This window comes from Phaeobacter sp. CC-HEC084 (assembly GCF_059429255.1).
Window position 1 is genome coordinate 39,073 of the sequence record NZ_JCAIJQ010000003.1, and the last position, 18,301, is coordinate 57,373.

16 protein-coding genes are annotated in these 18,301 nt (G+C 60.9%); 11 read left to right on the forward strand and 5 right to left on the reverse strand.

Features of this window, described 5'->3' with window-relative positions; translation table 11 throughout:
* The first annotated feature begins 33 nt into the window (after positions 1-33).
* Genes AC5SSZ_RS12565 through AC5SSZ_RS12615 form a run of 11 tightly spaced genes read left to right on the forward strand, consistent with a single transcriptional unit; the run spans position 34 to position 10,040 of the window.
* On the forward strand, positions 34-312 hold the full coding sequence (locus AC5SSZ_RS12565) for a VirB3 family type IV secretion system protein (RefSeq protein ID WP_008335580.1): 279 nt from the start codon (positions 34-36) through the stop codon (positions 310-312).
* The gene (locus AC5SSZ_RS12570; RefSeq protein WP_187432416.1) at positions 287-2,680 is read left to right on the forward strand and encodes a VirB4 family type IV secretion/conjugal transfer ATPase; all 2,394 of its coding nucleotides are present in this window, start codon (positions 287-289) and stop codon (positions 2,678-2,680) included. Before AC5SSZ_RS12565 ends, AC5SSZ_RS12570 begins: the two co-directional genes overlap by 26 nt.
* The gene (locus AC5SSZ_RS12575) at positions 2,677-2,886 is read left to right on the forward strand and encodes a hypothetical protein (RefSeq protein ID WP_008335582.1); all 210 of its coding nucleotides are present in this window, start codon (positions 2,677-2,679) and stop codon (positions 2,884-2,886) included. The genes AC5SSZ_RS12570 and AC5SSZ_RS12575 overlap by 4 nt, the downstream gene beginning before the upstream one ends.
* A complete protein-coding gene (locus tag AC5SSZ_RS12580) occupies positions 2,883-3,995 on the forward strand; it encodes a lytic transglycosylase domain-containing protein (protein ID WP_495438346.1) in 1,113 nt (370 codons plus the stop codon). The genes AC5SSZ_RS12575 and AC5SSZ_RS12580 overlap by 4 nt, the downstream gene beginning before the upstream one ends.
* Complete coding sequence (locus AC5SSZ_RS12585; RefSeq protein ID WP_495438347.1) at positions 3,992-4,759, forward strand: type IV secretion system protein; 768 nt, start codon at positions 3,992-3,994, stop codon at positions 4,757-4,759. Before AC5SSZ_RS12580 ends, AC5SSZ_RS12585 begins: the two co-directional genes overlap by 4 nt.
* An 8-nt stretch (positions 4,760-4,767) precedes the next feature.
* A complete protein-coding gene (locus tag AC5SSZ_RS12590; protein ID WP_103911910.1) occupies positions 4,768-5,193 on the forward strand; it encodes a hypothetical protein in 426 nt (141 codons plus the stop codon).
* Positions 5,194-6,207: a TrbL/VirB6 family protein gene (locus tag AC5SSZ_RS12595; RefSeq protein WP_027246180.1), complete on the forward strand. Its 1,014-nt coding sequence runs from the start codon at positions 5,194-5,196 to the stop codon at positions 6,205-6,207.
* A gap of 17 nt (positions 6,208-6,224) precedes the next feature.
* Positions 6,225-6,905, forward strand: coding sequence for a VirB8 family type IV secretion system protein (locus tag AC5SSZ_RS12600; protein WP_495438348.1), 681 nt, complete (start codon positions 6,225-6,227; stop codon positions 6,903-6,905).
* Positions 6,906-6,910: 5 nt separating this feature from the next.
* Positions 6,911-7,633, forward strand: coding sequence for a TrbG/VirB9 family P-type conjugative transfer protein (locus AC5SSZ_RS12605; protein WP_495438349.1), 723 nt, complete (start codon positions 6,911-6,913; stop codon positions 7,631-7,633).
* Positions 7,634-7,635: 2 nt separating this feature from the next.
* Positions 7,636-9,060, forward strand: a complete 1,425-nt coding sequence (locus AC5SSZ_RS12610) for a TrbI/VirB10 family protein (RefSeq protein ID WP_495438350.1) — start codon at positions 7,636-7,638, stop codon at positions 9,058-9,060.
* Complete coding sequence (locus AC5SSZ_RS12615; protein WP_495438351.1) at positions 9,060-10,040, forward strand: ATPase, T2SS/T4P/T4SS family; 981 nt, start codon at positions 9,060-9,062, stop codon at positions 10,038-10,040. The genes AC5SSZ_RS12610 and AC5SSZ_RS12615 overlap by 1 nt, the downstream gene beginning before the upstream one ends.
* A 228-nt stretch (positions 10,041-10,268) precedes the next feature.
* Here AC5SSZ_RS12615 and AC5SSZ_RS12620 read toward each other — a convergent pair.
* From AC5SSZ_RS12620 to AC5SSZ_RS12640, 5 genes are all read right to left on the reverse strand, one after another.
* Positions 10,269-11,026, reverse strand: a protein-coding gene (locus tag AC5SSZ_RS12620) for an IS5 family transposase (protein WP_495437918.1) whose coding sequence is annotated in 2 segments (ribosomal slippage) — positions 10,269-10,705 and positions 10,705-11,026 — 759 coding nt in all. Because the reading frame shifts where the segments join, the coding sequence is not laid out codon by codon here.
* A gap of 366 nt (positions 11,027-11,392) precedes the next feature.
* Positions 11,393-13,282 carry a hypothetical protein gene (locus AC5SSZ_RS12625; protein ID WP_083783485.1) on the reverse strand — a complete coding sequence of 630 codons (1,890 nt, stop codon included), beginning with the start codon at positions 13,280-13,282 and terminating at the stop codon, positions 11,393-11,395.
* A 10-nt stretch (positions 13,283-13,292) separates the two neighbouring features.
* Complete coding sequence (locus AC5SSZ_RS12630; RefSeq protein WP_036761585.1) at positions 13,293-15,290, reverse strand: hypothetical protein; 1,998 nt, start codon at positions 15,288-15,290, stop codon at positions 13,293-13,295.
* Positions 15,287-15,982, reverse strand: coding sequence for a hypothetical protein (locus AC5SSZ_RS12635; RefSeq protein WP_175480281.1), 696 nt, complete (start codon positions 15,980-15,982; stop codon positions 15,287-15,289). The genes AC5SSZ_RS12630 and AC5SSZ_RS12635 overlap by 4 nt, the downstream gene beginning before the upstream one ends.
* Before the next feature lie 401 nt (positions 15,983-16,383).
* Positions 16,384-18,297, reverse strand: coding sequence for a type IV secretory system conjugative DNA transfer family protein (locus AC5SSZ_RS12640; RefSeq protein WP_027246185.1), 1,914 nt, complete (start codon positions 18,295-18,297; stop codon positions 16,384-16,386).
* Positions 18,298-18,301 lie beyond the last annotated feature (4 nt).

Sequence of the window (18,301 nt, forward strand, 5' to 3'; positions counted from 1 at the left end):
CACACATTTCCTTCTAAGCCGGAATATCACCCAATGGCAGAACGATCTCCCCTCTTTCTGGGCCTCGCCCGTCCGCCCAAGTATCTGGGTCTCCCTGTCGGATACCTCGTGGTTCTGGCGACCGGGGTCGTTCTGCCGTTCATCTGGACGAAGTCGATGGTGTTCTTCCTGATCGGGATTGTCGCCTATCCGATCCTCTGGTTCGTCGCCGACCGCGAGCCGCATTTCTTCGAGGTCCTGCGCGTCTCCTACGGCTCTGTGCGCGCGACGAAGAACCGGGCCCTGCATGGAGGCGACAGCTTTGGCGCGTGATGCGGGCACCCTTTCTTCCTTCGGGACCGCCTTGCATCACGCCGGCGGCGGCGAGTTCGCGCGGGAGAGCTATCTGGCCGAGCACCTGCCGTATTTCGCGCTCACGGATGACGATGTCATGGTGCTGCGAGAAGGCGATCTCCTCGCAACCATGCGCCTCGATGGTCTCAATCCGATGACCACTGAGGACGCCCGGCTCGACGCGCTCAAGCGCGCGGTTGCCGCCATCGTCGCCCAGACCGGCAATGCCTTCGGTTTCTACATACACCGGATCTCCGTGCCGCAAAATCTCGGGATGCGCCCCATCGAGGGCGACAGCTTCGCCGCCGCGATCGATGCGCGGTGGCAGTCCCATGTGAAAAACCTGCGCCCCGCCAAGCGCCAGCTTTATCTCAGCGTCATCCGGCGGCCCGACATCTCGGCGCGCATTCCGCTCCTTCGGGCACTGGCCCGCAAGGCCTGGGTCAAGGACCGCGCGACACGGATGCAGGAGTTGAACGAGGTCATGGGCTTCTTCGAGGTGGCGCTTGCGTCGGCCAATCCGGTCAGACTCACGAAAGCTGGCGGCGAATGGCTGGGCTATCTCAATACGCTGAACGCCGGCAGCTTCTCCCCCATCGCCTTCGGGCAAAGTGCCTTGCCCCTCTCGCACACCCTGAGCAATTGCCGCGCGACCTTTGATGGCGACGTGGCCACCCTGACCGATGCAGTGACTGGGCGGGTCAAATACGGCGCGCTCTTCTCAATGAAGACCTATCCCGCACTGACCGACGTCACGCTGCTCGACGCGCTCGACCTGCCCCTCGACATCGTGCTCACGAACTCCTTCAGCCCGATCCCGAACAACATCATGGCCGAACGCATCCAGCGGATCATTCGTCAGATGCACGCCTCAGACGATGCCGCCGTGTCCCTGCGCGAACAGCTGGGACAAGCCGCCGATGATCAGGAGGCAGGACGCATCGCCTTTGGCGACCACCACCTCTCCATCGCGGTCTATGCGCCCGACCGCGACACGCTCGAACGGGCCGCCGCCCAGATCAAACGCGTGGGCCAGGAAATCATGTCGGTGATCGTCCGCGAAAACATGGCGCTGAAGGCGACGTATTTCGCGCAGTCGCCCGGCAACTTCGGCTACCGCGCCCGCAAGACACCAATCTCCTCGATTAATTTCGCTGACTTCGCGGCCCTGCATGGCAGCGTCGAGGGGCGCAGCCCGGACCAGTCGCCATGGGGTCAAACCATCACGGTCCTGCCCACGGTCGGCACTTCTGGCTATCGCTTCAACTTCCACGAGGCGGGAGCCCCAAGCAAGGAACCCACGGTCGGCCATACGCTCGTTCTGGGGCGCACCGGCACCGGCAAGACACTGACCACCGCTTTCCTCGCAGCCCAAGCGCAACGGGTCGGCGCGCGGCTTTTCTTCTTCGACAAGGACCGCGGCCTCGAAATGGCGGTCCGCGCCCTTGGCGGGCGCTATAACGAAATCCGGGCTGGCGTACCCACGGGCCTCAACCCGCTTGCCACCGAGACCGACGAGCGCGGCCGCGCCTGGCTCTCGGACTGGCTCGCGACACTTCTCACGCGCAATGGCACGCTCTCCGGCGAACAATCCCGCCACATCCAGAGTGCCGTCGGCCAGAACGCCGATGCGGGCGCGGCGCTGCAGCGCTTCGCCAGTTTCGAGACCCTGTTTCAGTCGCTCGATGACGACGGCGAGCTGCAATCCCGCGTTGCCGAATGGGCGCCAGGCGGACGCTATGGCTGGGTCTTCGACGAGCCCGAGCGCGGCGCGGGTCTCAAGCTCACGGGCGACATCGTGGGCTTCGACATGACCGAAATCCTCGACATGACCACCGAGCGCATGGCGGTGCTCTCCTACATCTTCCGCCAGATCGAACGCGTGGTCGAAGACCGCCGCCCCACCATCATCGTGCTCGACGAAGCCTGGAAGCTCTTGGACGACCCGTATTTCGGGGCGCGGCTGGAAAACTGGCTGGTCACGCTTCGGAAGATGAACTGCGTCGTGATCATGATGACGCAATATCCAAGCCAGCTGCGCGACAGCCGCGTTGGCAAGACCATCGTCGAAACAGTCCCGACCCAGATCCTCTTCCCGAACGATCGTGCCACTGTCTCCGACTACGACTTCCTCCGCGTCAACGCCAAGGAGGCGGCCCTTCTCGTGCAGCCCACCATCGGCCAGCGCATCGCGCTCGTTCGCTCGGCGGGCGACAGCGTCTTCGTCGATGCCGATCTCTCTGCGCTCGGAGAGTTGCTGCCCATCCTTGGCGGCGGCGCCACCGGCGAAGCCCGCGTGCCTGCCGATTGGCGCGCCAATCCCGATTTCTGGAGACATGTGATATGAGTTCGCAACCCCTTCTCGCGCTTTGCGCCGCCGCAAGCCTTCTGTCGGCTTGCGAAAAATACACTGAGAAAACCTCGCCATGCTTCGGACGCAAGGGCGAGCCGCAGGTGACCCGGTCCGCACTTTCCTTCTCGACCATGGGCGCACCGGTTCAGGAGACAGCCAAACCCGACTGCACCTTCGAGCCCCTGCCCCGTCCGGAATGAGCCGTGCCGCAATCATATCCGCCGGGCTCTGCCTCGGCCTCGGGACCCTGCCCGCGCTCGCCCAGGGCGTGCCGACGCAGGACAATTCCGCGATCGGGCGTGCCATCGCGCGGGTGACGGCGCTCGCCGAGGATCTGGCCGTCCAGCAGGACAAGGACCGCACCGAATCCACCCTGGCCGATGTCCAGGCCGACCAGTTGCGCGTCCTCGAGGAGATGACGGCTGCCATCACCGGTCCCGGCTTCGATATCCGCGCGCTCGAGGGCAATGCGGATTTCGGGGTCGCGGCCGTCTATCCCAATACCGATGCGAGCCCGATGAACAGCCGCCTCTTCGGCGAAGGCCGTGAGACCGTAGAGATGATGATCGTCGAGGTCTCTAGCGAGTTTGCGAGTGCCCCCGGTGTAGCCCGCGCGGGTCTCTCGGCCACCCAGTGGCGCTGCCTTTTCCAGGCCCTGATCAAGCAGGAGAGCCGCTTCAACGTCGCCGCTGAAAGCCCGGTCGGAGCCTATGGCCTGACCCAGCTCATGCCCGGCACCGCCTCCGATCTTGGAGTCGACCGGTACGATGTGAAAGACAACCTCCGCGGCGGCGCGCGCTATATCACGACCCAGCTCAATCGCTTCGGCAACATCCCCCATGCGCTCGCGGCCTATAACGCAGGGCCGGGCCGGGTCATCGAGTACGGTGGCGTGCCGCCCTTTGCCGAGACCCAAGGCTACGTGCGCAACATCTCCAAATTCTACAACGAATACCTGGCTGTCGTGGGCGGTGCCGATGCACTCGGCACGCTTTCGCCCTCGGACTTTGCGCTCGCCGAATATGCCAGCATCTCCGAGGCGGGCGTCTATTACGCGGCTGACAGTTCGGCGACCACCGAGCAGGTGATCAATCGCCTGCGCGCGATCATCCTCCAGATCGATGCCCAGCCCAATGCCAAGGCGGCCTGGGAGCTCAACACCTACGCCAAGGCCGAGATCGGTCGTATTCTCAACCTCCGCGTCCGGCTGATGTCCGCCAACCAGCAACGCGAGGCGGCCTACGCGCAGCACCTCGTCGCTGATCGGCTCGCCGAGCGCGACTTCATGCAGATGGGAGTTCCTGAATGAGACGATTTTTTCTGGTGACCACCGCGGTCGTCGCGCTTGGACTCTCCGAGCCCGCCTCGGCTCAAGGCGTTCCGACTTTCGATGGATCGCAGCTTGGTCAGCTCGTGGCCCAGCTCGAACACATGGCCGAGGACCTGAATGTCCAGATGCAACAGCTCGCCACCATGCGGCTGGAGCTTGAGACCCAACTGTCACAGTTGACGAACCTCGAGGCGCAACTGACCTCACTCATCGAGGGCAGCGGGCTCGGAGAACTCTTCGCCACCGTCGAAGAGTTCCGCGCGCTCCGCGGCAAGCTGGTCGCGCCCCTCAACACCGCGCAGTCTTTGGCCAGTGGTGATTTCCTGAGCGGCTTCAATCCCGGCGCGGAACTCTCGGCCTCGGTCGAGCGGGTTTTGTCTGGCAGCGGTTTCACCTCGGAGCGCCTGAGCACGCTCTCCGGATCCGATCAGCCCGCCGACAACCGCATCGCCAATTCGGCCGGGGCCAGCGCCATGTTGTCGGTCGCCGCGCAAGAAAGCCATGAAGAAGCTGGACAGAGCCTCGAGCGGCTCGAGACCATGGTCGGGCTGATCGATGATCAGGACGGGCTGAAAGCTGCGGTCGATCTCAACACCCGCGTCACCGCCGAGCTCGGCATCATCCTGACCCAGATCTGGCGGCTTGAAGCGGCGCAAGGCGTCAGCGCAGGCCAGTTGGGCGTCGTCGATGCCGCGACCCTCGCGGACGAGCGCAAGTTCCGCTCGATGGCGGTGGATCCATGAGGCAAAATGTGAACCACGGCTTGGCAGCAATTCGGTCTCTTTGTCTCGCCGCACTTGTCGTGAGTGCCTTGCCCTGTGCCGTGCTGGCCCAGACCCCGACCACGGACCCGTCCGGCGACACGCCCTTCAATTCGATGGCCATCGCGCGGGACGAAGCCGACGAATGTCGTGCTCCGAAACCCCCCGCCGATCTGGCCGAGACCGCCTATCTGCGCAACGGCTACCGCGCGATCCTGCGCATCCTGATCGCCGAAGAGGCGCTCGCCTCGGAAACCTGCACCTGTCTGCTGGATCAGTTCACCTGGGATCAGGCCTTGGGCGCGCTGCCCCGGTTCCAGACCTCGGACAACCCGCGTCTGCCCTTCAAGGTGCTCGAGCTCTACGCCAAGGCGGACGCGCTCGAGGCGCAAGTTGTGGAGGCCTGCGTAGAGTAGATGGGCGTTATTCGCGACATCCTGAGCCAGGTCGACGCCGCGGTGGATACCGTGGCACAGGACGGCTTTGTCTCTTCGGCAGGCGTTGTCGGCGACGTGATCTCCGCCGGGGCCGCGCTCCTCGTCGTGCTCCTCGGGATCAACGCGGTCATGCAACTCCGCCCCCTGCCCTTTGGCACCGGGTTTGCCTTCGGCATGAAGGTCGCACTTGTGGGGATCTTCGCGCAGAGTTGGGATAATTTCAGCGTCATCTATGACATCGTCACGCAGGTGCCCGACTCCGTCGGCGCCTCGATCCTCGCGCTCACCGGCTCGGGCGACGAGGCCGGGGTCTATGAAAGCCTCGACAACATGGTCGCCCGCATCACCGCCTATGGCGACACGATCGGCGACCGCGCAGGCTGGGTCTTTGGCGCGGTCCTGGGCGCGATCTTCTTTGTCCTCTCGGCGGTCTTCGCCGCCGTCACCGCCGGGATCATCGCCTTCGCCCGCATCGTCTTCGCGCTGATGATCGTCATCGCCCCCTTCATGATCGTGACCTCGCTCTTCAAGCCGACCCAATCCCTTTTCGAGGCCTGGACCCGCGCCACCATCGGCTATGCGCTCATGCCGGTCGCCGCCGCAGGCGCGGCGGGCATCATCGTCGCCATCGCCGAGGCCATAGGGGACGCCTCCGCCGATCCGGGCGATGTCGAGACCGTCAGCCTGATCCTGCCCTTCCTCGTCATTCTGATCCTCAGCGCCGGGATCATGGCCTCGGTCCCCTACATCGCCTCCAACCTGACCGGCGTCGTTGGCATTGCCTCCAATGCCGTGGGCCTGACCGGCCTCGCGCGTCAGGGCTTCGTGAACACGCGGGAATACGGCACGGGTGCCGCCTCGCGCCTCGTCACCGGCAAGTCTCCGCACGAGCTGAACCAGATGGCCAATGCGGGCGTGGTGAAAACCGGCGAGTTGATCCGGCAAAGCCCCGGCGCGCTCCTCTCCGCCGCCAAGGCTTTCCGCAAACCCTGATTTGAAAGACGACGACTTTGAAGAAGACTGTAGCCAGTTCCTCCGCGCCTGACCGCGACGCGTTTGAAGCGGATTTCATCTACGGGCCACGGCGGCGCGAGCGTTTCGCCTGGTTTGTCGCCGCTGCGGGCGTGTTAGTTGGTGTCGCCGGCATGGTCGCGGGCGCAAGCCTCTTTCCCCTCAAGACGACCGAAACCTTCGTGGTCGTGGTCGACAAGGAAACCGGCGAGATGGACCGGGTCGCCGCCGTCCAGGCCCTGACGCTGTCGGAAAGCGATGCCATCATCCAGGCCAATCTCGTGGCCTACGTCGATGACCGCGAAACCTATGACCTGACCGATGGAGAGCAACGCATCAACTCGGTGCTGGACCGCTCGGATGGAGATGCCGCCCGTACGCTGCGTGATCTCTGGTCTTCGACCAATGAAGACTACCCGATCACGATCTACGGACGCGACGCCAAGATCGAGGTGGTGATCAAGTCGGTGAACCAGATCGAGCGCGGCGTGGCCCAGGTCCGCTTCACCCGCACGCTGCGCCGCCCCCGCGACACCCGCACCGTGACCCGGTCTTACGTCGCTACCGTTGGTTATGACTTCCAACCCGAAACCCGCCAGCGCCTTCAGGACGTCTGGGCCAACCCCTTGGGCTTCGTGGTGACCTCCTACCGCGTCGACGCCGAGACCCTGGAGAACTGATCAAGATGAAATCCCTCCCCGCACTTCTCCTGGCGCTTGCCCTGCCTGTTACAGCCCTCGCCGAAGCCACGCCACAAGGCGGCCCGCTCGATATTCGCATCCGCACTGCCGTCTACAATGAAAACCAGGTCTACCGGATCGAAACTGACTTGCGGCATTCGACCACGATTCATTTCGGGGCCGGGGAGAGGTTCGAGGCGGTGATCGTCGGCGACACCGAGAGCTTCCAGGTCGACCCAATCCCCGAGCTCGGCAACGTACTGACGATCAAACCGCATGTGGCGAATGCCTCGACCAACATGACGGTGATCACCAACCGACGCACCTATTCCTTCCACCTGCGCGAAGGTTCGATTCCGAACCGCACCGGCATGTTCTTCGAAGTCCGCTTCCGTTACCCCGACGAAGAACGCCGCGCGGCGGGTGCGACCCAGCCCAAGGGGTTCGAGGCCCCGCGCAACTACAACTACCGCGTCTCGGGCGAGGGCGACTTCCGTCCCAGCCATATCTATGACGACGGGCGCTATACGTATTTCGTGTTTCCGGAAAACGCCCGTCAGCCCGCCCTCTTCAAGGCCGACGACCAGGGCCGTGAGCGCACGGTGAACTGGACCCAACAAGGCAATACCGTACGCGTGCTCGGGGTGAACACCTACTGGACTCTGCGCATCGGCGACGAGGCGATCTGCGCCGCCCGCGACGAGAGCGCGATCTACGTGAGCAACTGACCATGGCCGATCAAACCCCTCCCGACCTGCAGGACCGCCTCGACCAATTCAGCCAGCGCGGCAAATCCAAACGCCGTGGCAACAGCTTCGGGGTCGGCGCGCTCGCCGCTGCCCTCGCCCTTGGCGGCGCCGGCGTCGCGTATTTCCTGGCGACCAGTCTGCAAGAGGGGGACAGCGCGCTTGAGACTTCCGATGTCGAGACCTTTCAGGACCGCCGCCCCGGCACCGGCGGGCGGCTGGAGTTTCCTCCTGACGAGACCGAGCAGCGGGTCAATGACGCGCTGATCGCTGTCGAGGAGGCGCTTGATGTGCCCGCGGCCCCTGCCCCGGAGGCAAGCGCCGAGGTGCTGGCCGAGATCGCCAAGCTGCGCGAGGCCCTCGCCGCCAGCCAGGCCGCCCGCAACTCGGAAATCCAGTCCGCCGTCGCAGACCTGCGCGAAGCTTTCGATGAGCAGAAGGCGGCCTTGGAAGCACTTATAGCGGAAAAGGAAACCGAGCTGGCCAACCTGCAGCGCCAGACCGAGACCCGTATCAAGGGGCTGCAGGCCATGCTCGATGCCGAACGAGCACAACGCGAGGGGCTCGAGGCCGAACTCGACCGCGAAGGGCTGATCGCCGATCAGCGCCTTCTCGAAGAACGCCGGCGTCAAGAAGAGGAACAGCGCCAGCGCGAGGCCGAGCGGGTCGCCGAGGAGCTTCTGACCGCGCAGATTAAATCCCCCGCAGTGGTCTATGCAGACGGTCCGCGTGGCGGCCAAAGTGGCGCGGCGGTGGCCGATCCTGCTGCCGCTGGAACCGGGGGGCCGGTGGTCTCGGGCAATGAGGCTTTCCTGCAGAGTGCGCGGCCGCTCGAAGTGCAGGAGGCTGCTCGTCTCACCCATCCCGAACGCACGTTGACCCAAGGATCTGTCATCCAGGCCGCGCTCCAGACCGCCATCAACAGCGATCTGCCGGGTTCCGTTGTCGCGATTGTTTCCGAGCCGGTCCCGCCGTTTTCCGGGGATCGGATCCTGATCCCCCGGGGCTCCCGCCTTTTTGGCCAATATCGCTCCGGGATCGAGATGCACCAGAAGCGCATCCTGATCCTCTGGACCCGAGTCCTGACACCGGACGGCACCTCGATGGAAATCGCCGCCGTGGGCGGGGACCAGCTCGGTCGCTCGGGGCTCACCGGTCTTGTCGACACCAAGTTTGCCGAGCGCTTCGGCGGGGCGGCGCTGATTTCCGTGATCGGGGCGGCGCCAGCTGTTGCGGCAGAAAGCGCCAACAACGAGACGACCAGCATTGTTCTGGGCGATGTCGGCAGCGATCTTCAGGACGCGGTCGGATCCGTCATCGCCGACCAGGTCTCGATCGCGCCGACGATCTATGTCGATCAGGGGGCCTCGGTCACGGTGCTCGTAGACCGGGATGTGGTGATTTACTGATGAAGCAGGCGTCACCAGCCTCATACCTCGAACGCTATTTCGATCCGTTCCGCGACCTTCTACGACGCGATGACGTGGTCGAGATCGCGATAAACCCGGATGGCAAGGTCTGGCTCGAGGTCGCGGGCGACGCTACCATGCGCCACGAAGGCCAAACCGTGGATCGCACCACCGCCCTCAACATGGCCCACACCATCGTCGGCGACGCCAAGGCCCGCGTCTCTGAAAAGAACCCCCTTGTCTCTGGCAAGGTGGAATATGCAGGCCGCCCGCTCCGAGTTCAGGTTGCCGTACCGCCCGCCATCGATCGCGGTGCCTCGATCACGATCCGTCTCTTCGCCTCCGGCAGCGTCAGGGATTACGCACCCACCTATCTCTTCGGCAAGGCCGTCTCGCTCGATGCGCTCCGCGCCGAGAAGATGAAGAACATCGCCACACTCGCCGAAGTGAACCTCGAGGCCGCGCTGCAGACCCTGGTCGAGGCACGGCTCAACGTCCTGATCAGTGGCGGCACCTCGACCGGCAAGACCACTTTCGCCCGCCATCTCCTGACCCATGTCAGTGAACACGAGCGGCTGATCACCATCGAGGATGCCTTCGAGCTCTTCCCCGGCCAGCCGAACACCGTCGCCCTCCTGGCCGACCGTGGTTCCGGCTTGCAACGCAGCGCCAATGCCCTCCTTCAGGCCTCCCTCCGTATGCGACCCGACCGGATCATCGTCGGCGAGCTGCGCGGGGCCGAGGCCCTGACCTATCTCGAGGCCATTAACACAGGCCATGGCGGATCGGTCTCCACCATCCACGCCGAAACCGCCGAACTCGCCATCGATCGACTGGCGATCATGGTGCTGCAGGCAGGGACGCCGCTGACATTCGCCGAGGTCCGGCAATACATCCGCAAGTCCATCGATGTGATCGTTCAGCTCGGGCGAGCCGAGGGGAAGCGGGGGATTACGGAGTTCTATCTGCCGGGGTCGTGAGACGTTCCGACACAGCAGGCGTCGAGCAAAATAACGTGCTTAGGCTACGAATGGCAGCAGCGCGCGAGCGCTGCTGTTCGCTTTGTATTCGTCAATAGCCGCTATTGGGCCGAGGCAAGCTGTCTTTTGGTGTCGGCCGAAAAAGCAACGTAGAATTACTTTCTCGACAATCGGACGCGTGATAATAAGGCATTTAAGGGAAAGAACTTACGCTACTAGGGTCAGGACTCATAGCCAGTAAATGACGAGCGCTGCGAGTGCGATGGCTGACAGGAAGACCTTTGGGCACCTGTCGTAGCGGGTTGCGACACGTCGCCAATCCTTGAGCCTTCCGAACATGATCTCGATCCGGTTTCGGCGTTTATAGCGACGCTTGTCGTACTTTACCGTTTTCTTCCGCTGTTTTCGGCCAGGGATGCAGGCGCGTATCCCTTTGTCTTTCAACGCTTCCCGAAACCAATCAGCGTCATAGCCACGATCTCCAAGCAGCCAGTCCACCTTGGGCAAACTGCTCACCATGGCGCGGGCACCGATGTAATCGCTGACCTGTCCTGCGGTCACGAACAGGTTCAGTGGGCGTCCTTGGCTGTCGCAAATGGCGTGCAATTTGGTATTCATGCCGCCCTTCGTCCGACCAATCAGGCGTCCACGCCCCCCTTTTTGACGCCCAAACTGGTCGCTGTCCGGTGTGCTTTGAGGTAGGTCGCATCGATCATCACAGTCTTCTCTTCGCCGTGTTCGGCAGCCAGACCCACCATCATCCGGGCGAAGATGCCCTTGTCACTCCACCGCTTCCAGCGGTTGTAGAGCGTCTTGTGCGGGCCATAGGCCGCAGGGGCATCGCGCCAACGCAACCCATTGCGATTAATGAAGATAATACCGCTCAACACACGTCGATCATCGACGCGTGGCTTGCCATGGGACTTGGGAAAGAAGGGCTCAAGACGCGCCATCTGCGCGTCCGTAAGCCAGAATAGATCAGACATGTTACCGCTCGATTTTCGAACCGTGAATCACGCCGCTGGACGGAAATCAATGGGTCCTGACCCTAGGGCACAGTCGGCGGCGGTGCCACGCGTCCGGCGAGCTTCTGCCACTGTTTGTTGTCGATAAGGGTGGAACGGTAGATCCGCAGATTACCGCATCCCGGAAGTGACTTCAGCGTCTTTTTGACTGGATCAACCAACGCCGGTGCCAACCACGGACTAAAGGTTTGCTCAGACATTGCGCCATTGTCCTCATTTTCAATTCAGATATTGGTAGGCGGTTGAAAGGAAGATCGAAATCTGCGACGCCACAGACCCAAAAATCGGTTTGATGGAGTAACCTGGAGCAACTTTCATGATGCCGTATTACTTGAGGTCGTGCGGCGTCTTCCGGAGGGCTTGAACTCGGGCTACGACGATAAGGTATTCGGTATCAGATCCAACGGGCGTTTTACGCTCTATGGTTATCCGCTCCGAAATGTGTTGCTGGTGTCCGTTCCTATCTGTCAGATCGAGGACCAACAGAAATCCAAAGCGGACGCCTGTAGTGAGATATCCTGTCGCTTGTCCGGCGTAGCGCTTGGCCAAGGTAGCGTTGTCCGGTACGTTGTCATCCTTCTTAACCTCGATAATCGAACTTACACCGCGAAACTGGACGTCGATGTCGGCTCTCCCACCACCACGATCACGCGCCTCTGCTTGGAAGGTTGGCGCTCCCCCGGTCTGCAAGAATTTCAGAAAATCCAGCTGCAGATCATGTTCTACCGGTAGCTTTCCACTTCGCCGGAACAAATAGGAGGCGACAGGATCGGTGCTAACACCGACGTTTGACCGGGCAGCCAAAAACTTCAGTAATAGGCCGACAAGAGACTCCACGAGCATCCGCGCGTCGGGGAAACGTGAATAGTCTGGCTGAGTTGCAAACTGTTCGATTACCTGTTGCCAAAGCTGAGCAACCATAACATTGGCGTCCCCATGCATGCGGAGTTCCGAAACACCCATTTTGGCCGCGGCTTCGCTGAAGCCGGCATCTTCTAGTACCTCAACCAGCCGGCTAGTGGTCGTGGCGTCGAAAGGGCGGCGATTAAGCGAGTCCTCCATCGACCGCTTGAGCGTTTCGCGCAGCTCCGCTACAGCCCCGGCTTTTCCATGGTCAATGTTGACCTGTAGCCACTCCTCCAGCGCTTGAAGGTAGTACCTGCGTTCGCGCATTCCACGGATGGTAGCATCCTGCATTGACGCATCGAGGCCGGGCGTAGATGGCAGACCAAAAACTTCGCTTCCAGGGTAGAAAATTGACAGAAGCTCATCCTCAATCACAATTGCAACGTTCAACCAAATTTCTTTGCCTAGGGAGTGGGCCAGAGCAGCTAATTTTGTTGCCATTGACAACCAATGAAAGCGTTCCCTCGAGGAAACAGCCAGCCATGAGTGAGACGCGTGGCGCGCCTGTGAAAACGCAGTATACTCGATGGCAGCAATTTCCAATTCAGGTAAACGATCTTTCAAATCTGCTCGGAGCCCGTCTTCCCGTACTGACAGCAGGAAGGTCGTGCAAAGCAAATAGAGTTTTGCATCCGGACGACGCTCGCTGTTCTCGAGGGATCGCTCGAACCATTTTTTTGCGGACGCAAGCGCCGACCAAAGGGCTTCCTCGGTGGGTGCGGCCAGTCCTTCGCGAAGCTTAGCTAACCCAATTTCCATGCACGCTTCGTCTGCGACAGTATCCAGCGTCGCCAATTGTTCGAGAAGCAACATAAAGTCTGTATCCGGATATCGACGTAGAATAGCGCCAACCACCTTGGCGACGTGACGCAGGAATTGTGGATCGTCCTCTGTCGAAACGTCGAGGATGCTGGCCTGTAGCCTACGCACGAGAACCGCGTTCTCTTGCGAGAGCAGCATCGCACCTCTCAGTGCATGGGAACGCCCCCATGAATGATTGCTTTCATCTTCGAAATGGGAACAAAGACTTGTCCACGCTGGCTTGGCGAACCCGGCTGGTATCTCGATCCGCTCCAGACAATCGACCATCTCGGCCAGTGCTGGAGCGTCGTCAGTCCACGCCAGCATTTCCAACAATACGGATTGGACAGAGGTCTCGGATATCCATCGGGTCAGCCAGCAAAAGCCATCGGCTCGGTCTGAACCGGGCGCGAGTTTTTGTACTGCAGAAAGCAATCGCTCCGCTGAAACGGAGCCCGGATCACTGGATCCGTCAGCATCGGCGCGTAACAACTCGATAAGATATTCCATGACTCACCGCTTAGAAAACGTAGTCGTCGCCTTTGGCATGGAGACGATGCTCGATTGGCACAACGGCTTCAACGGAAGGACGCGCTGTCGTGCCGATGATTATCTGCACACCGCCTATCTCCGAGGCCGCGGTTGCAACGCTATCGAGCATCGCCTCGAAATCCTTGTCCACGACCTCTTCGGACGCCGGCGAGTCGATCACCATCAAACCGGGGTGGCGGCCGTGACCCCGTTCCCTTGCGACTTCGACCGCAGCGAGCGCCACGGCAATCTTGATGCGCAGCCGTTCACCCATGGTCAAGTTGCTAAACCATTCGATAGCTCCACCTTGTTTGACTTTGAGCCGACCTCCGTTGTCCAGTTGCATCTCAGTGGCGTTGGGCATGCCAAACTTCCGGGAAAGGAGCATCACCGATTGCGATATCTGCTTCAGAATCTCAGATTGCATATCAACCATAAGTTCTTTGGTGACGTCAGTGGCTGCCCTGAGAACCTTATCCGCAGCATCGGTATTGGCGTCCGAGCTTGTAGATGTCGCTCCATCACCCATGAGGTCGCGAAGTTGAGCTGCCTGGGCTTCCAGCTGGACGATCTCCAGCTCTGTATCAGGGACCTTGGCAGCAAGGTCGACCTGCAACGCGGAAACCCGATCCTTTGCTTTTCGAAGTTCGATTGCAGCGTTGTTTGCAGATTTTTCCGCGGCTTTTTGCTTCTCCCTAGCTAATTTCAATGACGCGTCGAGGGCGTCGACTTCATCTTTCGCAAGCTGAATGTGATCTTCTTCAAAATCCTCTGTGCCCTGGGGAATATCGTTCTTGCAAAGCAGACAGGTGCTTCCATCGCCAGTTGACCCAGGCGCCGCCACGACCTCTTTGTATTTGGCTTCGCAGGCTGGGCAGCAGGATGGGCTAAGCTTGCGGAACGAATAGCCGGCTGACTTCTCGTCCTCCAGTTGCTGTACCCTTTGACGGGCTTTCTCGAAGCTCTCCGCAATCTTCTGCAGCGAGACATCAGCCACTTCGAAAGCAGCCCGCGTGGAATCCGCAACTTCGCGCAGAGTGACCATCTGTTGGTCCAAATCGTTCAACTCGACCCGTTTCCTTGAGCGATCGTCAACCTTCTTCACGCTTTCCCTTGCTGTCTCCAGCTTGGCGTTGACCGTCTCCAACCTTTTCGCAAGGCCCTTGTACAGCGCAGACTGGTCTGGACGAGCGGCGCGGGATTCCTCGACCTCCTTCTGCGCTGTGAGGGCCGCGCTATACGTCGAGACCCACGGCAAACCGATGAATAGTTGCAGTAGGCGTAACGGGATACCATCGATCGTGACGTCGCCGAAAAGTGCCTTGGCGTTCGTCGAACTCGACAAGAAGAGTGCCGATGAAATCAGTGGCCAGCCATGAGCATGACCACCGGTTTTGGAATTGTGTGCATATATCGGCGAGAAGGTTAGTTCAGCCATCATTAGCTGTTCCGTTTGCGACTTCAGCCCTTCGCCGCCATCACCGTCGTATAATGGCACCCAGCTCCCGTCGCTGCCCGAACGGCTGACGCGGGCTTTCGCTTTCGCCGGATCCTCCTCTCCGACATCTTTCCGCAATTCAGTACGGTGGAGAATGCCGTCGATCTCATAAGTCACATCGACGATTTCCAGCCATTTCCAGACGTCCGCCTTAACCCTTCCCCGGAACTCGCCCCTGATGACAGCGTATAGCAGATTTAGGATAGAAGACTTGCCGCGGAGGTTGCGGTCCGACATTACCGCAAACAATCCAGCGCCGAGGTTGGCCCAAGTCTTATCAAACGGCCCGTCACAGTCGGACTCTGCACGGGCACCTGCAACTCTTATGCTTTTGAACCGCAATGACTTCGCTCGAGGAGGTGTAGGCTGCGGCTGGATGTTGTATTTCTGTAGCACAGACTTGGCTGTGCTTTCCTCAGTGCCTGAACGTTCCGCAATGGCGCGGAGCCAGCCACTCTCGGTGGATTGAATTGGCGCAGACTTTCTCATTTCAGATTCTCCGAAATCGCGCGTAGGCGCTTCTCGACTTCCACACGAATGCTCGGGATGAGATCGCCATGAAGTGTCTTGCCATAGGTGGGATGCTCGTATTGCCAGTCCTTAAGCTTCGAACCGCTTTTACCGGAAGCTACCCGCATCACTAGCGTCATCCGGTCCCGGTACCACACCAAGTCCGGATGATCGGCTACACACTGGTCCAAGAAAGCCATTGCCTTCGATGATATCTGGTATTCATAGCGACGCACCTTGCCATCTTCGCCTTTAAGCTGCATCGATCGGACGAGTCCGTAGTAGCTTAGCAAGGCAAGTGCATCCGCGATGTTCTCGTAAGCTCCTCGCTTCCACCTGACCATGCGCACTAGCCTGACAGAAGGTTCATCAGCATCAAAAATGCCTTCGACCTTCTTAAGCAGGTCGAGATCACCCTCGGCTTCGACCACGTCCAGTAACGCGTCAGCCAGATAGTCTGGATAGCGCACCAAGAAATCCATAGCCATTAGCCGTTTTTCGGCCCTGAAGACTTTCACGCATTCTTCAGCAGGATCGTCAGCAGGATCGGAACCGGCCGCTAGAATGAAGAGAAGCCGCAAGGCGTCACGATATCTAACCCCAACGGCAGAAACTGGGTCAGTTGAAGTCGCGCTCCCAGTTTCGCCCGCTATATCGTCAAGTAAGCCCATGCCTGCCGACAACTCCCCCATAAATCTATGATTGTATTATTTCGAATAAGATCGCGTATCGTCGCTTGCAAAGCAACCCATTGAGAATCTGGACGAACTGCCTGTCAAACACATATGAACACAAGTCTAGCAAGGTGTTGCTCGGCAAGCTGGCGGAGCAATCTGAAAACACAACCGGCTTGATTGAACGCTGATTGATTTGGGTTTCGGCTCTGTACCCTTACGCCAAAGGCCGCACGGGAGACCTTCTGGTTGCTGAAAAACGCTGGCGAACAGCAGCAGTGGAGACGTCAAGAGTACGCATGCTTTACGATGGCAGTCTGACTGGCAGAGGCTACAAACAGTCATCCTCCGCGCACAACACAGAAGATTAACAAGGGACAGTCGCGCGAAGACCGCGCTCACCCTCCCAATAGCTCTTCAATGAAGTCCTCCTGCCGGTCGAGCGCCGCCTCCCATTCCTTCGGCAAGTCCGCTTCCCGCTCGAGCATCTCCGGCTCTGGTTGCCCGCGCCCGGCTTCCATCGTCCTCACGCTCATCGCGCGCGCTTCGCGGCGCTGCGAGCGATCCCGGACTGGCGCGCGTTCGGCCGGTTTCGCCTGCTCGTCTGCGCCGGCCTCATCGCCACCTTCGCTGCCCCAAGGCCCAACACCCTGCACGCTCGGCGGATAGGGAAAGGGCTTACCTTCTTGGCGGGCCAGCATCTGCTTGAAGAAGGGATCGTCGTAATACTTGATCCGGCTCGCCTTGATCGGGTGCTGGGGCGAGGCGAGGATGATCACCTCGTCGGGGTCCATCAGGCGCGCTTCGGTCTCGGAAAGCAGCGGCCGTTCTTCCAGCCGCGCCGAAGTCGAGGTCGCGCCGAGGATACCTTTGTTGCGGCCATACATCTTGGTCACCGCCTCGCGGGTGGTGCTGCCGACGGCGGCCGAGACTTCCTTCACCGTGCGCTGGTCGCGCGGGGTGATGTAGAGCTTGAGCCCTGCCCCGTTCTCGAGGCTTTCGCGGCCCTCGGGCCCGTAGATCCGGTCGAGCGAAGCCAGAGACTGCGCGATCATCGCGACGCGGCCGCCATAGCTTGCCAAGGAATGGATAGCGCGTTCGAGATAGGGCATTGCACCCATCTGCTGGAATTCGTCGATCATCATCATGACCGGCCAGGGTTCGTCGGGGCCCGGTTCATTCAGGCGGATCGAGGCGATGAGATCGGCGAACATCAGGCGCAGGAGTGGGGCGAGGGTTGCGATGTGATCTTCGGAGACGGCGATATAGAGCGACTGCGGTTGATTCCGAAAAGTCGAGAAATCGAAGTCGCTGGCTTGCGTGGCCGAGCGCACTGCCGGGTTGTCCCACTGCTTGAGGCCCGCGGTCATCAGCGCCTGGATGTTTGAGGTCAGCAGCCGCGACGAGGCAGAGGCCGCGTTGGTCCAGAGCTCGCGCAGGATGTCTTCTTCGGCTTCATCGGCATAGGTCTTGTACTGGGCGTTCTTGTACTCGCCCCCGGCGACGATCTTGTTCACCTCGCCAAGGTTCGGCGTTCCGCGCTGGATCGCCAGCAGACAGGCCGCGACGAAGATCGACTTGCCGGCCTCGGAGAAGGTGTCGAGTTGCTTGTTGTCCTTGTCGAGGAAGAGGTCGGCCAGGATCGAGACCTCGGTGAAGCGCTGCGCGAAGCTCGGGGCCTTGGCGATCCGGGCCAGAGGATTGTAGCGATGCGTGGCATTGGCCCAATCAAACGGGCTGAAGCGATAGACCTCGTCGCCATTCAGCGCCCGCAACCGCGCTGTCTTCTCGAAGTTCTCACCCTTCACGTCGAGCACCACGACCGAACCCGCGAAGCTTAGGAGGTTCGGGATCACGAAGCCGACGCCCTTACCGGCGCGGGTTGGGGCGACCATCATCACATGCGGGATCGTGGTCGAAGAGATGAACTCAGCCTTCGAGGTCGGCGCGCCGAGTTTGCCGCAGACAAAGCCCTTGCCCGGCGCCTGCAACATGTCGTTCTTCTTCAGCTCCGCCTTGGTCTGCCAGTGTGCCGAGCCGTAATCGTCCCGCTCTTTCTTCCAGGTCCAAGCCAGCGCCAGGGTGCCGAGACCGATCGCGCCAAAGCCAACGGCCCCGAAGCCCACCTTGAAGGCTTCGGGATGTACCGCGCGGGTGCTGGCGCTCGCCTTCCAGAGCGCCAACATGTCGAAACTCTGAAACCCCGTTTTCAGGGCCAGGGTCAGGTAGAAGGCGGCAACGATGGTGCCGATGACGGCGCCGCAGATCACACCGAAGAGGAGCGCTGCCCAGAGGGGAAGTGTCTTGGTCATGGTG